The 19,250-nt window shown below is 37.9% G+C and carries 17 protein-coding genes; 6 read left to right on the top strand and 11 right to left on the bottom strand.

Going from position 1 to position 19,250, the window contains the following annotated elements; translation table 11 throughout:
- The first annotated feature begins 355 nt into the window (after positions 1-355).
- Complete coding sequence (locus ODQ17_RS11770) at positions 356-1,057, top strand: SIMPL domain-containing protein (protein WP_049837209.1); 702 nt, start codon at positions 356-358, stop codon at positions 1,055-1,057.
- Positions 1,058-1,116: 59 nt separating this feature from the next.
- On the opposite strand, the gene ODQ17_RS11775 is transcribed toward ODQ17_RS11770, so the two are convergent.
- Complete coding sequence (locus tag ODQ17_RS11775; protein ID WP_322903791.1) at positions 1,117-1,740, bottom strand: TetR/AcrR family transcriptional regulator; 624 nt, start codon at positions 1,738-1,740, stop codon at positions 1,117-1,119.
- Between the two features lie 118 nt (positions 1,741-1,858).
- Here ODQ17_RS11775 and ODQ17_RS11780 point away from each other — a divergent pair, with 118 nt between their 5' ends.
- Positions 1,859-2,323 carry a hotdog fold domain-containing protein gene (locus ODQ17_RS11780; protein WP_322903793.1) on the top strand — a complete coding sequence of 155 codons (465 nt, stop codon included), beginning with the start codon at positions 1,859-1,861 and terminating at the stop codon, positions 2,321-2,323.
- 35 nt (positions 2,324-2,358) lie between these two features.
- Here the strand turns inward: ODQ17_RS11780 and ODQ17_RS11785 are convergent, their stop codons facing one another.
- Complete coding sequence (locus ODQ17_RS11785; RefSeq protein WP_004790847.1) at positions 2,359-3,453, bottom strand: fatty acid desaturase family protein; 1,095 nt, start codon at positions 3,451-3,453, stop codon at positions 2,359-2,361.
- 12 nt (positions 3,454-3,465) lie between these two features.
- Complete coding sequence (locus ODQ17_RS11790; protein WP_322903795.1) at positions 3,466-4,533, bottom strand: ferredoxin reductase; 1,068 nt, start codon at positions 4,531-4,533, stop codon at positions 3,466-3,468.
- 140 nt (positions 4,534-4,673) lie between these two features.
- Here ODQ17_RS11790 and fabR point away from each other — a divergent pair, with 140 nt between their 5' ends.
- A complete protein-coding gene (gene fabR / locus ODQ17_RS11795; RefSeq protein ID WP_107882831.1) occupies positions 4,674-5,369 on the top strand; it encodes an HTH-type transcriptional repressor FabR in 696 nt (231 codons plus the stop codon).
- A 166-nt stretch (positions 5,370-5,535) separates the two neighbouring features.
- Positions 5,536-6,552, top strand: a complete 1,017-nt coding sequence (locus ODQ17_RS11800; protein WP_004790840.1) for an AI-2E family transporter — start codon at positions 5,536-5,538, stop codon at positions 6,550-6,552.
- Positions 6,553-6,609: 57 nt separating this feature from the next.
- On the opposite strand, the gene rapA is transcribed toward ODQ17_RS11800, so the two are convergent.
- The 6 genes from rapA to ODQ17_RS11830 all read right to left on the bottom strand — a co-directional run bounded on the left by rapA (position 6,610) and on the right by ODQ17_RS11830 (position 13,580).
- On the bottom strand, positions 6,610-9,447 hold the full coding sequence (gene rapA, locus ODQ17_RS11805) for an RNA polymerase-associated protein RapA (protein WP_322903798.1): 2,838 nt from the start codon (positions 9,445-9,447) through the stop codon (positions 6,610-6,612).
- Positions 9,448-9,591: 144 nt separating this feature from the next.
- On the bottom strand, positions 9,592-10,230 hold the full coding sequence (locus tag ODQ17_RS11810; RefSeq protein ID WP_322903800.1) for an RluA family pseudouridine synthase: 639 nt from the start codon (positions 10,228-10,230) through the stop codon (positions 9,592-9,594).
- Positions 10,231-10,362: 132 nt separating this feature from the next.
- The gene (locus ODQ17_RS11815; protein WP_322903802.1) at positions 10,363-11,067 is read right to left on the bottom strand and encodes an acyl carrier protein; all 705 of its coding nucleotides are present in this window, start codon (positions 11,065-11,067) and stop codon (positions 10,363-10,365) included.
- Between the two features lie 61 nt (positions 11,068-11,128).
- Positions 11,129-12,427: a glutamate-1-semialdehyde 2,1-aminomutase gene (gene hemL, locus ODQ17_RS11820; protein WP_013197129.1), complete on the bottom strand. Its 1,299-nt coding sequence runs from the start codon at positions 12,425-12,427 to the stop codon at positions 11,129-11,131.
- A 42-nt stretch (positions 12,428-12,469) separates the two neighbouring features.
- On the bottom strand, positions 12,470-13,081 hold the full coding sequence (thiE, locus tag ODQ17_RS11825) for a thiamine phosphate synthase (protein ID WP_322903805.1): 612 nt from the start codon (positions 13,079-13,081) through the stop codon (positions 12,470-12,472).
- A 115-nt stretch (positions 13,082-13,196) separates the two neighbouring features.
- Positions 13,197-13,580 (bottom strand): DUF962 domain-containing protein, encoded by a 384-nt coding sequence (locus tag ODQ17_RS11830; protein ID WP_151766888.1) that lies wholly within the window; start codon positions 13,578-13,580, stop codon positions 13,197-13,199.
- A 165-nt stretch (positions 13,581-13,745) separates the two neighbouring features.
- Here ODQ17_RS11830 and ODQ17_RS19190 point away from each other — a divergent pair, with 165 nt between their 5' ends.
- On the top strand, positions 13,746-15,209 hold the full coding sequence (locus ODQ17_RS19190; protein WP_336624782.1) for a CYTH and CHAD domain-containing protein: 1,464 nt from the start codon (positions 13,746-13,748) through the stop codon (positions 15,207-15,209).
- A gap of 35 nt (positions 15,210-15,244) precedes the next feature.
- Here ODQ17_RS19190 and ODQ17_RS11850 read toward each other — a convergent pair whose 3' ends face one another.
- On the bottom strand, positions 15,245-15,877 hold the full coding sequence (locus ODQ17_RS11850) for a hypothetical protein (RefSeq protein WP_322903809.1): 633 nt from the start codon (positions 15,875-15,877) through the stop codon (positions 15,245-15,247).
- Between the two features lie 107 nt (positions 15,878-15,984).
- On the opposite strand from ODQ17_RS11850, the gene ODQ17_RS11855 reads away from it, so the two are divergent.
- Positions 15,985-16,368, top strand: a complete 384-nt coding sequence (locus ODQ17_RS11855; protein WP_322903810.1) for a DUF3144 domain-containing protein — start codon at positions 15,985-15,987, stop codon at positions 16,366-16,368.
- Between the two features lie 61 nt (positions 16,369-16,429).
- On the opposite strand, the gene ODQ17_RS11860 is transcribed toward ODQ17_RS11855, so the two are convergent.
- Positions 16,430-19,192, bottom strand: a complete 2,763-nt coding sequence (locus ODQ17_RS11860; RefSeq protein ID WP_322903812.1) for a M16 family metallopeptidase — start codon at positions 19,190-19,192, stop codon at positions 16,430-16,432.
- Positions 19,193-19,250 lie beyond the last annotated feature (58 nt).

Raw genomic sequence — 19,250 nt, forward strand, 5'->3', positions numbered from 1 at the left:
CTAGGAGCGCGATGATACCTAATTTTACAAGAAAAAAAACGTCTTTTATGTACTTTACTCATCTAATCTTATTGAAAAAATGTATCATCCCAATAGTTAAGATGAATTATCATCATACTATGTGACAACCTAAAGAAAATATTCTTTTTTTATATTACTTTGATTTTTTAAGTTACATTGACACACTTTGTTTTTAAGTATTTATTTTTAAAATACTTTATATTTACCAAAATTTAAAAAACTGATCTAAATATTACAAATACGCCACAAAATCTGCAAAAGTTATGCATAACTTATGTTTAACATTTCTTAATGAAAAAAATTAAATTTATATTAATTTTTAAAGGAAAAAATTATGCGTACTTTAGCTGTCTCAACCCTTCTTTTAGGTTCTCTCCTCAGCCCTTTCGTTTTTGCTCAGGATGATAATGCTTTGAACTATAATATAGTGAATGTACAAGCTGAAGCTTCTCGTCAAGTTTCTAATGATGAAATGCACGCAACTTTATATATTGAAAAAAGTAACAAGCAACCAGCCGAACTTTCAAATCAGATTAATCAATTAATGAATCAGGCACTTGCCGTTTCTCGTAAATATCCGCAAGTAAAAGTGGAAACTGGTGCTCAAAGCACTTATCCAATTTACGATAACGATAGTAATAAGCTAAAAGAATGGCGTGGCCGTGCTGAAATTCGTCTTGAAAGTAAAGACTTTAAAGCAGCAAGCCAGTTAGTCAATGAATTGCAACAAAGCTTCCAAACTCAATCGATTAATTTTACGGTTTCAGATGAGCAACGTAAAAAAGTTGAAAATGATTTGATGGTTGAAGCATCTAAAAACTTTCAACAACGTGCTCAAATGTTGACTCAAGCATGGAATAAAAGCCAATACACGCTCGTTAACTTAAACTTAAATACCAACAACTATTTCCCTCAGCCTGTAATGAGAGCGAGTATGGCTAAGTTTGCTATGGCTGAAGCTGCACCAGCTCAAGACATGGCAGCTGGTGAGTCTAAAATTACTGTGAATGCAAACGGTTCAATTCAATTTAAATAATTTCTTTCTCTAAAAAGCCGCATGAAATATGCGGCTTTTTTATGTATGAATCAAAATATTTAACTCAAATTTTGCAAAGAATCCCAAGCAGCTTTCGCCAAAATATCTTTATAAACTTTAGGATTTGAAGGAACACGTTGTGATAACCACGCACGGCAATAGTTCTCAGTAGATCCAATGACTAATGAAAGTAATAACTCATGCGGTATAAATTTTAAAAACTCAGCCTCAGCATATTTTGAAATTTCGCTAAAGATCTTTTGATTTCTTAATTTATTTTTCTGAACAAGACGTTCCTGATCTTCCCCTTGCATCACACTAAAACGAGCAGATATTAAAAATTTAGCGAACTCAGGTTGTCCACTAACCCAATCAACATAGCTATGAATAAAAGCATATAAAACCTCTTGAAGAGATTTTGTACCCTCCAAATATTCATCTCTTAATGCCGCTTGGTCATCTAAAGCTGCAAAGAATAAAGTCGCAACAATCCCTTCTTTATTTTTAAAGTGGTGATAAATAGCCCCTACACTGCTGTCAGATTTCGAACGAATCATTTCAATGCTAGTGGTTTCAATTCCATTTTCTAAGAAACAAGACAAGGCATCTAATAAAATCTGTCTTTTTAAAGCAGCCCTTCTGCCTGGATATAACAGTTCTAATAACTCTTGCGCAGATTGCATTGTTTGTTCCCTAACCAGTTATCGGAGATATTCTGAATGACTTGACTCACTTTTGTAAACAGAATTATATTCTGTTAAAGAATATAATTCTGTTTTTATTAATATGGAGCTTTAAATCATGGCAACCACTTTAGAACTTTGGAACAGAGTGTCTACTTTTCCGAAAGGAAAATGGACTTTCTCACGCATGCTATGTTTAAAAGCACCTTATTTCGGCAGTATTTCGCCGCTATTTATTGAGTTAAAACCGAATCATTGTGAAATAGCCATTAAGAAAAAGCGTTCTGTTCTCAATCATATTGGAACAATTCATGCGATTGCGATGTGTAATATGGCCGAGCTTGCAGGTGGAACAATGACCGAAGTCACTGTACCTTCTACCCATCGCTGGATTCCCAAAGGTATGACTGTCGAATATTTAAAAAAGGCAGAAACAGACTTAATTGCAGTTGCAACGCCTGTAGAAAAAAATTATGACTGGGATAAAGCTGGCGAATATTTAGTAAATGTAGAAGTCTATGATTCCCAGAAAGAAAAAGTCTTTCAAGCGACAATTACCATGTGGATTTCTAAAAAGAAGTAATAAAAAAGCCCTGAACTGATCAGGGCTTTTCTTGATTATTTTTTAAAGGGTAAAGCATATTTAAAGATACGACCCACAACCTGTCCAAACTGTTTAGCCAAACTTGCATTATTGTAATTTAGACCATACTTTTTACATACAGCTTCAACTTTTGGAGCCATTTGGCGATAACGGCGCGCAGGAACATCAGGATATAAATGATGCTCGATCTGATGACTCAAATGTCCGCTTAAGATGTGTAATGCTTCTGAACCTTTTAAGTTTGAAGAACCACGAATCTGGCGCATATACCAGTGACCACGGCTTTCTTCCTGTAAAACAGACTTTGGAAATACTTCTGCATCTTTAGTAAAGTGACCACAGAAAATAATCGTAAACGTCCAGATATTACGAAGACCATTCGCAACCAAGTTTCCTGTCAATACAGGTAATGCCGCTGGCCCTGCAATTAATGGGAAAAAAACGTAATCTTTGAAAAGCTGAGTACCAATCTTTTTATTTACTGGTTTTAATTCTTCCAAGAATTTAGCCATGCTCTTACGCTTGTAAAGAACTCGACCAATTTCAAGGTTTTGAATCGCTACGCCCCATTGGAACAATAAGCAAAATGGAATGCTATAAACGGGTTGAAGCAAGAAACCAGGCTTCCAACGTTGCTCTGGGAATAAGCGAAGTAAACCATAACCAATATCATCATCGATACCTTTAATGTTGGTATATGTGTGATGTTTATAGTTATGCGTTTGGCGCCAGTTATCAGAAGTACCGACCGTATCCCATTCGTAGGTTTGACCATTAAATTTAGGATCGTTCATCCAGTCGTATTGGCCATGCATCACGTTATGCCCAAGTTCCATGTTTTCCATAATTTTAGAAAAGCCTAGTAGACCTGTTCCTAAAATCCATGCTGGTGGGAACCAACCTGCAAATAAACAAGCTCGGCCTAAAAAACTACTGTAGCGAACTGCTGCATAGACACGGCGGATATATTTAGCGTCTTTTTCACCCAAATCATCCAATACTTCTTGTTTGATCTGATCAAGCTCTTTTGCAAATGCGTCAAGTTCTGCTGGAGTCAAATCGCGATTTTTAGGATTTTTAAAATATTCGACTTTCACTGGCATATTCATAAAAGTTCTCTCTTAAAGATCAATAACTAGATCAGATTGTGCTGAGTTCACACAAATTTTGAGTAATTGGCTTGGTTCGGTATTTTCACTACCGTTGAGTAAGTTACGTGTAGAACCTTGAGCTTTATTACAAACGCACTTATTACAAATTCCCATACGGCAGCCATGTGTTGGCTTAAGGCCTTCATGTTCAAGACTCACCAAAATTGATTCGCCTTTTGGAATTGCAATAACCTTATTAGACTGGGTTAATGTGACATTTACATAACCAACTTCAGCCGTACTATCACGCGTTAAGCTAAAAGCTTCTGTTAATACAGTCGGTGCTTTTTCAAAAAGCTGTTCCACTGTTGAAACGAAACCAGAAGGTCCACATGCATATATGGTGCTGTTTTCCAAATCGTCGACTAATGCTAAATGCTCTGCATTTAAACGTTCATCATTTGGTGTTTCTTGTGTATAGAAAACCTGATAACTAAAATTTGGGAATTGCTCTGCAACTTTTTCAAAGTATTCAACAAAAGCTGCATCTGAGCGTTGCTTTACCCAATATAAAAGCTGTACTTGAACTTTATCTAACTGCTGGCTTTGTTTAATTGCAGTGATTAAGCTCAACATTGGGGTAATACCACTACCTGCAGCTAGCATAATTAATTTCGGTGTTTTGATGTTTTGTTGCATGTCACCATAAGGCTGACCAAGCTCAAAAACATCACCAATTTGGCTTTCAGTCATAAACCAGTTGCTGACAATACCATCAGCCACTTTTTTAATCGTTAAACGTAAATGTTGTTCATCAATTTGCGTCAAACTATAAGTACGTTCATAACGACGACCAGCAATTTCAACAATGACAGGATGATGCTGACCAGCAACACCTACTTTCACTAAACGGTTACATTTTAATGTAAGACTCACCATGTCATGAGCGACAAATTCTTTTTTTACAATTTGAACAAGCCCATGTTTTACTGACCATAAAGGATTAACTTTTTGTAGCCAGAAGTTAGCCATTTCTTTATCAAAGATGGCTTGTGTCAATGAATTGAATAGAGAATTTCTCTTTTCGATTACTTGCATAGATGGACGCTCTGTCGCTCTTTTTTAATTATTATACACATGTATATATATTTGTATATACACCCGTACTTTTAATTACAATTTCACAAGTTCAGCTTCTAAGGCTATAATCCTGAGAGTTTACAAATATATTGAACAGCATGACCCAATCTTCACTTTCTCAGAACCTGAATGACACACCTCAACAACAAGATGTCATTGAAATTAAAACAGCTACGCGTTCTGTGGGAAGAAAAGCGACAATTACTAAAGAAGAACTTTTTCAGGCTGCTCTAAATCTGATTGGCCCACAAAAGAGTATTGCTTCATTAAGTTTACGTGAAGTAGCACGAGAAGCTGGCATTGCGCCAAATAGTTTCTATCGACACTTTAAAGATATTGATGAGTTAGCAATTTCTTTAATTGACCGTGCAGGTATCGTCTTACGTAAAATTATCCGGCAGGCTCGCCTACGTGCTTCCTTACAAGAAAGTATTATTCGCAGTTCTGTCGATATTTTTCTTCAGCAGCTCGATGCCGATGAAGGTAATTTAAGCTTATTACTACGCGAAGGTTTTACAGGTTCTACTTCTTATAAAGCAGCGGTTGATCGTCAATTAAACTTCTTCCAGCAAGAACTACAAGAAGATTTAATTCGTCTAGAGCACTTAAATAATAACCACTTATACCACCCTGATCTTGTTGCAAAAGCAATTACGCAACTTGTGTTTCACATGGGCGCTAAAGTGATTGATCTTCCAATTCATCAACGTGCAGAAGTTGCTGAGCAAACGATGATTATGATTCGAATGATTTTAGAAGGTGCTCGGCATTTGGATGAAGCAGAAATTCGTTAAAATTGTCTAATGAATGGCTTGTTAATAAACAGGCCATTTTTACATCTAACTCCTCTATTTTCCAATAAAAATATAATTCACCGATTGAAGCGAATAGCTTGCGAGAGTATAAATAATTATTCCATTTGCTCTTTCCTCTATATTCCCAACGATCTCAGGGATCAACATGCAAAATTTGAATAATCGTCAAAGTCTGATTGCAAGCTACATTCTTATGGGCATCTTTTTGCTTTCGGTTATCCCATTACATCTATTAGCAAGTTTTTTTGCAGGCTTTCTTATTTATGAAATTATTATTAGCTTAAGCTCGGTTGTTGAACGTTATATTGATGGTCAAAGAGCCCGCATTTTTATTAGTATTTTATTAAGTATTATTACGATTTCACTGATCGCCTTTTTCTTTACAAGTTTAATTAGCTTTGTGGTTCACGATTTAAAAGGTGTAGGCATCCATAATATCAACAGCAAAGTCGATCAAACCCTGTTGCATTTACAAGCTGAAATTAGCAAATATCTTCCGGGTTATATTCCCGATAGCGTGACAGAATTAAAAGATGAAATTTTCGCGTTTATGAAAGATAACGTGACCATATTAAAAAATACCAGCTCCGATATTTTGCATAACTTCGTGACGATGGTTATGGGTCTCATTATCGGTATTTTGGTGGCTATACATGGTTTTCACCGCCGTACCCCCCAACCTGTTTTTAAATCTCTTCTGATCCAACGTATTCAGAAACTATCAATTTCATTTAAAAATGTTGTTTTTGCACAGATAAAAATTTCAGCAATTAATACGCTGCTCTTTATTTTATTTGCATTTGTTTTATTACCGCTTTGGGGAGTGCACCTTCCTTTTGCCAAAACGCTTACTATTTTGACCTTCATGTTTGGATTGATTCCAATTTTAGGTAATCTTATTTCCAATACATTGACGTTCATTGCTGCTCTTACTGTTTCACTCGGACTCGCAGGTGCAGCATTACTTTATCTCGTTCTTGTTCATAAACTTGAATATTTTATTAATGCTAAAATTATTGGGCATAAAATCAATGCAAATGCATGGGAGATTTTATTAGCAATGCTGGTATTTGAGTCAATTTTTGGCTTAGGTGGTTTAATCGCAGCTCCAATTTTCTATGCATATTTAAAATTAGAACTAAAAGATGCTGGTCTCATCTAATTCAAAATCGATGTATAAAAAAAGCGCCCTCTAGGCGCTTTTTTTAGTTTGAGTTAATTATGGCTTAACCACAACTAATACTTGAATTGCTTCTGGTGTAACAGTTAAACCATCAAGCAAGCTCAAGCCTTCTTTTTGCAGCTTTTGTAAACGTTCAATTTCATCTTGACGAATACTTGGATTAAACTGTTTTAGATAAGTTAAACGGTCAATTTCATATTGCCATTTATTACCATAGTGTTCTTTTGCTTGCTGCTGAAGCTGTGGCAAATCAACTTTCGCGATATCCAACGCTTGTTTATAACGTTGCTCAATGATATCACGGCGAGCTTTAACCACCTGACGACAGCTATTGCCATCTAAGTGATGTAAATATGGTTTCAAAATTGCTGGATCAATTTTTTCAGATAAATCTTGACCAGTTTCGCTTAATAGCACACGAATAAGCTGCTTAGGCAAGCTCGATGGTAAGTTCAACGCCTTAGGCGCAACTACATCGACTTTAAACCACACTTCAATTAATACCGAACCCTGCTTTAACGCATTAGATTTGAGTACAGCAACATTGGTACTACCAAATGATTGCGTACGAATCATTTCCATCACACTTTCAATGAATGGATGCTCTAAAGTTAAATATTGAGCATCTTCACGAAGCTGAGCCTGATCGCGATAGAAAGTAGCGGTCATGCCTTCTTCGTCTAGCGCCAAACCTTGCACTTGCATTTGGTCTGTTGGACGAATAATTACAGTACCGTTACTTTGCTCATCAAAGTCGATATTAGTTGAAGACATGAAACGCTTCACAAACATTGGTAGCGTTGTATTGTCATCATAATCTTCTAAAGCCTGAACAATCTCTTGCGCCACGATAGGACGACATGAGTTATATTCAAGTAAACGATCTCGGCCCGCTTGAAGTTCAGCTTCTAAAGCTTGACGTTGAACATTCACTTCTTCAAGCAAATCTTCAAATGTTTGACCTTGGTCTGCAAGCAAACAGTCTTTTAATTCAACAATAAAATTCTCTTGCAGCGTTTGCGCTGTTGGAGAAATATTACTGAAAATATTAAGTGCTTCATTGTACCAACGGAACATACGCTCTTGAGCTGTTCCTACAAGATATGGCACATGAATCTGAATACGGTTTTCTTGACCAATACGGTCTAGACGTCCGATACGTTGCTCTAAAACATCTGGATTAGCTGGCAGATCAAATAAAATTAGATCACTGGCAAATTGGAAATTACGGCCTTCCGAACCAATTTCTGAACACAGTAGAATTTGTGCACCATAGCTTTCTTCAGCAAAATAGGCAGCCGCTTGGTCACGTTCAAGTAAGCTCATGCCTTCATGGAACATTGCAGTACGAATGCCTGCATGCAAACGCAATACATTTTCTAGAGCTTCAACAACTGGTCCACTACGCGCAATTAAAAGCACTTTTTTATGCTTGAGATCTTTGCGCAGAATTTCCATTACCCATAGCACACGTGGGTCATTTTGCATCCATGAACCATCAAGTTGTGCTTCTTCTGGCCACATTTGCTCACGCAGTTTCCCATCTTTTGACCAATCTTCTGGTGCTGGTAATGGTGCTGGCTGACAATCACGCCCTGGGAAGCCTTGAATTGCTTCACGCGTATTACGGAATAAAATACGACCTGTACCGTGACGGTCTAATAATTCGTGAATTGCTCTAAAGCGTTGGTCCGGCTGGTCTTCAATACTATGACCTAATAAGCCTTCTAAAGCAGATAAATGCTCTGGATCTAAAGGCTGATCAGACATGAGTACTTCAGCAATTTTTGCAGTCTGCTGGTATTGAGTTTCTTCATCTAAGAAGCGCTCTAAACTGCTAAAACGCTGCGGATCAAGTAAACGTAAACGTGCGAAATGACTTTCCACACCAAGCTGTTCAGGTGTTGCGGTAAGCAATAACACCCCAGCGGTATTTTCAGCGAGCTCTTCAATTAAATCGTAGCGATCATTACCGCCTTCTTCTTCGCTCCACATCAAATGATGTGCTTCATCGACCACGAGCAAATCAAAGCCAGCTTCTATTGCTTGCTCACGTAAATCATCATGGTCAACCATTAAGTCAACGCTGGCAATAATGCATTGCTCAGTCAAGAACGGGTTAAGTTCTGGATCATGTTCTTTAATAGATGCGGTACGTGTTAAGTCAAACAGAGAGAACTGCAAGTTAAAACGACGGCGCATTTCAATCATCCACTGATACTGTAAAGAATCAGGGACTAAAATAAGAATTCGTTCAGAGCGACCGGTTTTAAGCTGTTGGTGGATAATTAAGCCAGCTTCAATTGTTTTACCCAAGCCCACTTCATCGGCAAGTAAAACACGAGGTGCAAAACGTTTACCAACTTCATGTGCGATATAAAGCTGATGAGGGATCAAACCAACGCGCGCCCCAACCATACCACGTAGAGGGCTATTCTGCATTTGTGCTTGCATAAGCATCGCTTCAATACGCAGGTCATACCACTCTTTATAGTCAACCTGACTTGCAAGCAAACGATCTAAAGGCTTCGATAACTGAATTTGCGCACCGATACGTGTTTCATTCAGCGCTTTACGATCTTGTTCGCCATTTTCTAAGGTACGAACAACGTTGTAACGCAAAACACCATGTCGGTCTTCAACAGACTCAACAATCCATTTCTTGCCTTCTTGATCTTGAACTTCATCATTGGTGTTAAAGATGATACGAGATAGTGGAGCATTGTTACGTGCATAGACACGTGTCTCATCACTTTTGGGGAATAAAATGCTGACAGATCTTTCATCTACATCAATAAGCACACCTAAACCGAGTTCAGTTTCTGTGTCTGATAGCCAACGTTGACCAATAGCATACTGCTGCAATTTTTCCACCTTTCTCTCAAGTTCGCACTACATATTGTACGATGCAAATTAGCTTATTTTTGCATCTTTTTATGTAGTCTTTAAAGCAAAATTTTGAAGCAAAAACCAATTAAATGACTTTGCTACAAAAAATCACGCATTAAATTTTTTACATTAAAACGGTACAGGACAGTCAAAAGTTAATATTTCTGCTGTTACAGGATGATTAAAACTTAACTGTTTGGCATGCAAACACAAACGCGGAACAAGTTGCTGCTCCGGTGTTGCATACAGCGTGTCACCTACAATTGGATGCCCAAGATATTGCATGTGTACACGGAGTTGATGGGATCGGCCTGTAATTGGTGTTAATTTCACACGAGTTACAGGCTGTCCCTGAATCTGAAAATGTTCTATTGCCTGCCAATGTGTTAAAGCAGGTTTGTTGTGAGAAGCGTCGACAATATGTAAAGGTGGTCGGCTTGGATCATAGATGACAGGAATATCTACAGTCCCCTCACCCTCTAAATGACCTGCGACAAGCGCTTCATATATTTTTGAAGTCTGACGATCTTGAAATTGACGCGCAATCCCACTTTGACCGCGCTTTGATAAACCAAATACTAAAATACCTGAAGTATCTCGGTCTAGACGATGAATGAGCAAAGTTTTAGGTTCAATTGCAACCAACCTTGTCAAAACACTATCATGTAAATCACCTTTACCAGGAACACTCAAGATGTCCGAAGGTTTATGAATCACCATAAAATCATCATCACGATAGATCAGATGTTCACTTAGAAAATCACTCAAAGTTGTATTCCCAAGGCAAGATGAAAAACAAGCGGGCAATAATAAAAAGCTTACGTCCGAATTACAATGCCGTTCGGGTAAATTAACAGCATAATTTGCAAATATTATGGATCACTTAGAGTCTATAGTTAGTCAAGGCTTCAATAACTGCATAATATGCTGCAATATCGGTGCTTGCATTAATTCTTCAGCGCTCAAGCTCGCACCATTTGCACGCCAAAGTTCGACCAGATAATCCACAGCAGACTGATCTAATCCGTAGTTTCGTAAATCTATTTCCGGGTGAATCTCCATGGGGTGTCGCCCCACCTGTTCAGCAATTGCCAATAAGATTCCTTTATCCGACAAAATATATTCAGACGGCGCACTTAAAGACCATAGGCGCATTAAGGTCTGTGTATTTAAGTGTTTTATATGGTCAAAACTAATCTTTTCAACCCATTGAATGTGCTGCTCTAGATTAGCCGCCAACATCGCATCATTTACAATAGCTACATAATCGGTAATAGATAAAACAAGCTGCATGACTTGTTTAAACAGAGGTGACAAATCACCAGCCATCACAACTTGGGCTTTAGCATTTGACGACAGTCGCTGCCCTAACTGCAACATGGTTTGTTGAAGCTGAGATGCATCAATAAAAATAACTGGAATTTCGAGTGCCTGTGCTCTTTTACTTAGTAATTCTAAATGATCGGCTAATGGCTGGTTCGCCCAGTCAGGTGATTTCTCAAGTTCATTTAGCCCAACCATGAGCAAAATACTTTGTGTAGATTCAATAGGCCAATTTGAAGTATTTGCTGCTAATTGGATTTTTCGAGGTAAGGGATAAAACATTGTTCTCAACAAGTAAAAAATAGCTCAAATTAAAAAGCCCGTTTAACACGGGCTTTTTTGCTTACTTCATTTCAGCGAAAGTTTCTTTGGCAGCCTGAATCGTATATTCGATATCTTCATCAGAGTGAGCAGATGAAATAAAGCCTGCTTCAAATGCTGAAGGTGCTAAGTTTACCCCACGCTTTAACATGCCATGGAAGAACTTTTTGAAAGCTTCAATATCACACGCCAACATTGAGTCAAAGCTTGTAATGTCTTCTTGGTCGGTAAAGTAAAGACCAAACATTGCACCAGCTTGCTGAGTTTTAAATGGAATACCTGCTTCATTAGCTGCGGCTTGTAAGCCTGCAAGTAACTTTTCAAGTTGAGCAGATAAATTGCTGTAAAAGTCTGGTTGGCGTAAATGTTTAAACATCTCGATACCAGCACGCATAGCAAGTGGGTTTCCAGACAATGTACCTGCTTGGTATACACCGCCTAAAGGTGCGATACACTCCATGATTTCACGCTTACCGCCAAACGCACCTACAGGTAAACCAGCACCAATAATTTTGCCTAAAGTTGTTAAATCAGGTTTAACGTTATAAACCGATTGAGCACCACCTAAAGCAACACGGAAACCTGTCATCACTTCATCAATAATGAATACAGATTTATATTCATCACACACATCACGAATAGCTTGTAAGAAACCGTCGATTGGTTTCACCATGTTCATGTTACCCGCGACAGGCTCAATAATAACGCCAGCAATTTCATGACCAAATTTGGCAAAACACTCTTTTAATGCAGCAATATCGTTGTAAGGTAATGTTAAAGTGTGTTTAGCAAAATCAACAGGAACACCCTTTGAAGTCGGTTCACCTTCACCTAAAGTAAGTAAGCCCGAACCTGCTTTTACTAGAAGTGAGTCAGAGTGACCGTGGTAGCAACCTTCAAACTTCACAATTTTGTCACGGCCAGTGTAACCACGCGCTAAACGAATAGCAGTCATGGTTGCTTCTGTACCAGAGTTTGTCATACGTACCAATTCAATTGATGGCATGATTTCACAAATAATATCTGCCAAAGTTGTTTCATGTACAGTTGGCGCACCAAAACTTAAACCATCTTCTGCGGCTGTTTGTACTGCTTTAATAATTTCTGGATGAGCATGACCCAAAATCATTGGTCCCCAAGAACCAACATAGTCAACATAACGCTTACCATCTACGTCCCATAAATAAGCACCTTTTGCTTTCTCGATGAAAACAGGTGTTCCTCCAACGCCATTAAAGGCACGTACCGGAGAGTTCACACCACCTGGAATGTGTTTGCTGGCTTGTTTAAATAACTGTTCTTGCTTTGGAGATAAACTCATGGAAATGCTCGTCTTAAATATCTAAAAAATAATTTTGAAAGCTTAAGAAAATAATTGTGCCCAGGCCTGTACACGGGCAGGAATTTCAGCAGTTGATCGGCCTAATATATCACTAATGACTGCACAGAGGTCAGCCCCAGCCTCAATCACAGGTTTTGAGTTTTCAACAATTAAACCACCAATCGCGCAAATTGGTAAATCATATTGGACTGCTGCTTGCTTAATCACTTCAATACCCACATTACCTGCTTCAGGTTTTGTAGAGGTCGCGTAGACTGCACCAAATGCAATATAAGTCGCGCCATCTGCAATTGCTTTTTGGGCGAGTTCTAATGAGTTTAGACAAGTACGACCAATAATGACGCCTTCTGGTAATTGCGATTTTGCATCAGTAATTTCACCGTCACTTTGCCCTAAATGCACACCTAATCCAAACTGAGCGGCCAGTTTTAGGTCATCATTAATCACAAAAGGAACTTGATATTTTTCACATAAAAGTTTGATCTGTTCAACTTCTGCGGGTTGGTCTGCTTTTTCTACTTTCTTACGGCGGTACTGTAAAATTGCGACCTGATGAGTTGCGAGTGCGGCGTCTAATTTTTCTAATAATAATTGGATTGGGTCATCATTGGTAATGAGATATAAACCGCGCATACTCTACTCTCGCTTTAAAAAACTTCGCTAGTATAACGGATTTATAGGACATCATAAGTACCGATTGATATAGGCTTACCAGTACCAATCGGTATATTTAGAATAGAAAGTAAAATTAACTTGGTATTTTGTCATGCTTGCGATCAACCAAACTCAAACGGCCACGTGCAACATCAGATAGCATTCGCCAATCAGAAATAAAGCTATAGAAAGGTTGTTTAAAACTGGCAGGCTTATTTTTTTCAAACACAAAATGTCCAACCCAAGCATTTGCGTAACCCGCCACCAAACCATAGAGCACATATTTGGCCTGTTTCTTACGAATTGCTTTTGAAAAAAAGTATATGCCAATACTGCTACCCACCACATGTAAGCGTCTGCTCATGATGTTACGGTGTTCAGTTAAATAAAAACGATAAAATTCCTGATAGTTTTTAATCGGCAATTCAAACTCTGGCTGAGCTTCATGGCTAAAGTTTACTGGTGCATTCACAATCATCTTCCTGATTTTTATTTGATCAAAACGTCACCTGATTGTACACCTAAATAAAAACCTAGCGTCATATGTTTGATTGTAACTTTCTCTATCAAAAGCATTACTTTTAGCGCTAAGCTATTATACTTATTCAAGATAGTTTAAATACCTGATTCAGGGAGATATATTATGGTCGAAGTCGAACTAAAGTTTCAGTTACCTGAATCGAAGAAAAAAACTGTCCAGCAATACTTAAAAAAACATAAAGCGAAATATATTCACTTACAGGCAAAGTATTACGATACCCCTGATCGATTACTCGCAAAAAACGGCATGGCTCTACGTTTGCGTAAAGAAGATGATCAATGGGTACAAACATTTAAAGCCGCAGGTCAAAGCCACCTGCACCGTGTTGAAGAAGAAATTCATTTAGGTGTGTGTGACCAAGAACCTGACTTAAACCTTGATTTATATAAAGATAATAAAGTCGTAACTGATTTAATTAACACAGTTTTAGGAACGCAAGCTGAAAAATTAAGTTTGCAGTTTGAGACCGATGTACAGCGTACCTACCATGTGTTTGAAGCAGATAATACAGTTATTGAAGTTTGTTTAGATGACGGCGTCGTAAAAACAGCAGATACACAAAGTATAATTTGTGAAGTCGAATTTGAACTCAAACAAGGCGCAGTAAAAACGCTAATTCAATTTGCACAGCAATGGATTAATCGTTACGCCCTTTGGCTTGATGTAAGAAGTAAAGCCGAGCGTGGTAATTTATTAGCACTGGGGCAAGCAGCCTCGCCCGCTGTACATGCTAAAGCTCTGACATTAAATAAAGATATTACTGCTGAACAGGCTCTAAAAAAGATTATCGAAAACTGTTTAGGACAATTCTTACCAAATATGGCTGTAATTGCCGATGGTGTTGCCGAACCTGAGCATATTCATCAGGCACGTGTAAGTTTACGTCGTTTACGCAGTGCACTAAAACACTTCTCTGGTTGGTCAAGCGAGCTAAATCCTATTTGGGAAGAACAAATTGCGGAGCTTTTCCGTAAGCTTGGAGACACTCGTGATGAAGATGCTATTCGTACCGAGGTGTTACCTGTCATTCAACAACATGGTTCACCTGAGCTTTTACTACCCGTTTCAGTTCAGCCCTCAAAAGAACTCTCAACAATCTTTACCTCTGCGGACACGATTAAGCTATTACTCGATTTATTAGCATTTGCGTATTCAGAAGAAGATTCAAAGAAAAAAACAGGTGGGTTAAAAAAACATATTAAAAAGAGTTTAGATAAATTACATCATAAAGTGATTAGCAATGCTGAACACTTCTCTGAGCTTGAAGTGACTGAACAGCACAAAATACGAAAGACAGCTAAGCAGTTACGTTATTGTGTTGAGTTTATTGCAAGTCTTTATCCTGACAAGAAAGTACAACAATATTTAAAACAGCTACAGCCTGTACAAAACACCTTAGGTCAATATAACGACTTATTTATTGCGGAAGGTATTTTCAATAAAGTTGTCGAAAATGACTCATCTTTCTGGTTTGCATTAGGCTGGGTAAAAGCCAAACAACCTCACCTACAAAAACGGTCTGCCAAAGCTTTACAAACTTTTAGTCAAACTGAAACTTTTTGGTAATTTATAAAAAGTCGCTGTAAACAAGCAGCGACTTTTTATCGGTACTTACCAAATACTTTCCACACGCCATTATCTGCTAACGGGTCATTATAGCTATCACTACGTTGCTTTCTTGGTTTATCACGGGCATCGACCAATTTAAAATGCGGTTCAACACCTAACACAATACCGTTGGTATAAAAACGCGAACGGGTATATTCACTTTGCCCGTGCTGGAATACATACGTTCTTAAATCGATAAATTCACGGTGAGCAACTAAAGCCGCGGTATCATCGCTCTGCAACCATTCTTTCATCGTAAAAATCTGATCAGTTTCGAACTGCCCGCATTTTTCAATAAGACTCGCAACACCACGGAAAGTTTTCGATTCTTTTGCCCGTGTTTTATTAATCCGAATTCGGTCTACATGAAAAAAGAATAGCGGTAAATTTAAATGACTTGGCAAATGAATAGCGTCTGGTAATTCATCTTCCATAAATGGCTGGAAAAGTTCTTGTGCCCTTTCAATTAGACCTTGCCATTGGCGATAATAATTTTCGACTTCTTCTTGCAAGCCATAATAAATCGGCAGTCCTTCAACATGCTCTAAATATTGAGGTGGGAAAACATGTTGGCGTAATAAAGCAATATCTGTTTTTAAACTTTGAATAGCAATCGCATCTTGCATATTAAACTCTCCAACCAATACTTAGGCTATTTACAGACTAAGTCAAAGGTTTTGTTTCCGCAAGCGTTTGCCTATAATAAGCAGCTCTATTTTTGCGGGAATAAGTCATGTCTCAAAAGATTAATGCAACAGATATTACTGAAGAAGAAGCGTTAAATGCGGTTTTCTTTGAGCGTGCGGATGAATTCATTAAAAAAGCCAATGATTTTTGTCGCCCGCCAAAAGGTGAAAAACCAGATCCAGCCGAACTGCGTGGTCAAGTAAGTGCAGCAATGTTGTTTGCTAGTGCCCGTTTTAACACGTGGGTAGCAGCAAATAATTTTAAAGATGGCGAAGAAATGCGCGCTGCTAAAGATCAAGTGATGTCTTATCTTGTGCAACAATTTCAAATGATGCTTGAAGATAACTTTGATGAGTACTGTGAACAGTTCGAAAATTATTTACGTTTCCGTAAAAATGAAGATTTTCATGCGCATAAACATGATCATTAAGATGGGTTAAACATCCAAATAAAAAGCCACAATTTAGTGGCTTTTTATTTGCGATAAGACTTTATTTTTTTGCTGCCTGACCATATTGATCAGCCATCACTTCAACTAAATGTTCAGGTTTAATATACTTTTTAATTACTGCATTTACGTCTGCAACAGTCAGTTTAGTCAAGTTCTGATCATGTCGAACACGATCTTGTAATGTTTTATCTGTTTCAAGCTGTAGATTTAACATTCCATGAATATTACGCTCATCTTCTAATGCCGTAACGCGTTTCTTCATGATATCTGCTTTAGCAGCTTCAAGCTCTTGCTCAGTCACACCATTTTTCAACAAGTCATTCAACACTTTATGTATTGATGCAGACACTTGTGCTGAGCGACCAGAAGTATAATTTGCACTAATGCTTAAGGCCCCTACATTCGTATCACGGTCAAGTTGCAGCCCACTTCCAAAACCATAGACTAGCGCATTTTTCTCACGAAGCTCTTGAGCCAAACGTGATGAAATTTGAGACTCACCTAAAATATAGTTAAGTAAAATTAATGCAGATGCATCTGGATGGTTTTTTCCAACTGGAATTGAAAGCACACTTTGGTAGCTACCAAATTCGCGCTGCTCAGATAAAACATGAACTTGCTGAGCTGGAAAATCAACATGATTAATCAAGATTTTTTGATAAGGCTGTTTACCATTCCAACGACCAAATTCCTGATTAAGTAATTTCTGCATTTTTTTCGCATCAAATTTACCCGTAATAGCAATTTGAGCATGGTTCATTGCAAAGAAACGCTCGTACAACTCTTTCACTTGCTCTTGAGTGGCGTTTTTCAATTGCTGTTTTGCCAGTTCAGGTTCAAAGTGATAACGTAAATCACCCGGTTGATATTCTTCAAGCAAACGTGAAAGTGTTAAGCCAGCCACGACATCTGGTTCAGTATAAGGACGATCAAGACTTGATAAACTTTGCGATTTAATTAAATCAAATTGAGATTGCTCAAATTTTGGATTTTTCATCACATCAAGAACAAACTCGAAAAACTCATCAAATTTTTCTGATTTAGACTGAATATTAATAGTCATGCCATTGCCGTCAGCACTTGCATAAGCCGCGCCGCCCGCATCAATCGATTTATCAGCAATATCTTGCAAACTGTATTTATCAGAACCACGAAGCAATAAATATGAGGTTAAATCAACGACCGTACCTTTATTAAATAAAGATTTTTCTGTTCCGAAGTCCATCGTAATCGTTGCATAAGTACGATCATCACGTGTTTCAACTGGGAATAAAGCGTACTTCATTCCATTTTTCAGTTTTCCACGGATAATCTTTTTCTCATTGCTTTCAACATATTGCTTAGAAGTTTTTAAAAACTCCGCGACTTCTTGTTGATACACCTTTGGATCTTTTAAAGGCTCTGCCTTTGCTTCTACCTGATCTAGAGTTTTAGGTGCGTCTTTTGCATTTTGTTGTTGAGCTTTTTTCTGATCTTCAGGTGTTGGCAAAATATCACCGTCAATTCGATGCTCAGCCACAAGGAATTGTTTTAAAGTTTGATTCACTTGGTCTAACTTAACGTTTTCTACTGAATCTAAATCTTTAAAATATTGATCCCACTGACCGCCAGCAACCGTGTAATCACTTAAACGTGACCCAAGTGCTACCGCATCTTTAGTAATTAAATCGCCTTGAGTTTTCATTAAACTCTTAACACGATTTAATTCAACTTCAGTAAAAGGCTTACCTTTCTCAATACCCGCTAGCAAAGAGCTTTCAACTTTTTTAGGGTCATTACTTGGTGCATAAATGGCACCCAGAAACACCACATTAAAATCTTGGTCTAACCACGTACTTGCATCAACATTTGTGGTAATGCCTGTTTCAACCATGTTCTGATATAAATGACCACTTGGCTGCATGGTATATAACAAAGGCGCTAAAGCGAGAGTCGGCTGAATTTTTGTATTTTTACCATTCATATAGATATGGAATTTAGCGAGGTCGCTCCCCTTTTTCACCACAAACTGACGATTTTTTATTTTTGTAGAGTCGAGCACAGGAATCTGTACAGGTTTAGGAACATCACGCGCCGCAATTGGGCTAAAGTATTGATCAATGGTTTTTAAGACATCTGTCTTATCGAACTTACCTGAAATTACCATGACTGCATTATTAGGCGCATACCAGTTACGATAGAACTGATTCAATTCAGGCATTTTAATAGATTTAAGCTCAGGTAAATCGCCAATCGGTAAACGACCTAAATATTGGTTACCATAAGCTGACTTCCACATTTGATCCATCAGGACAGCAAAAGGCTGATCCATACGGACTTCACGTTCACGTTTTACGATTTCGATTTCAGAAGGAACAAATTTTTCTTGTAGAACTAATTTATCCATACGTTCCGATTCAAGATATAACACTTCATTGAGTGCAGTCTTTTCCGGACGAACAATATTGGTATATTTGGTCGAGTAATAATCGGTGCTGGCGTTCGTCATCAATGTATATTGATCTAGACGACGCTGGAATTCTTCCCCTTTAACATTTTTTGTCCCTTTAAAAGCCAAGTGTTCAAGCAAATGAGCTAATCCGCTTTTACCTTGCGGGTCATTTAATGAACCAGTTAAATAAATGGTATTAATAAAGATTTTATTTTCTTTGTCGTTCGGTGCAAGTACAACCCGAAAACCATTATCTAATTTATATTCCTCAATATTTTGCTTGCTTTTTACTAGTGTGGTTTGTGCAAAAGACGCAGCACTTAAACCAAGAATACATAGGGAGAGAGTCAGTTGTTTAAACTGCATAAACATATAAATACCAATTAATTTGAATAATAAAAAATCAATAGTTGTGGCACTATAGTAGGAA

The organism is Acinetobacter sp. IRS14, from assembly GCF_034650275.1.
GTDB classification, from domain to species: Bacteria; Pseudomonadota; Gammaproteobacteria; order Pseudomonadales; family Moraxellaceae; genus Acinetobacter; species Acinetobacter oleivorans.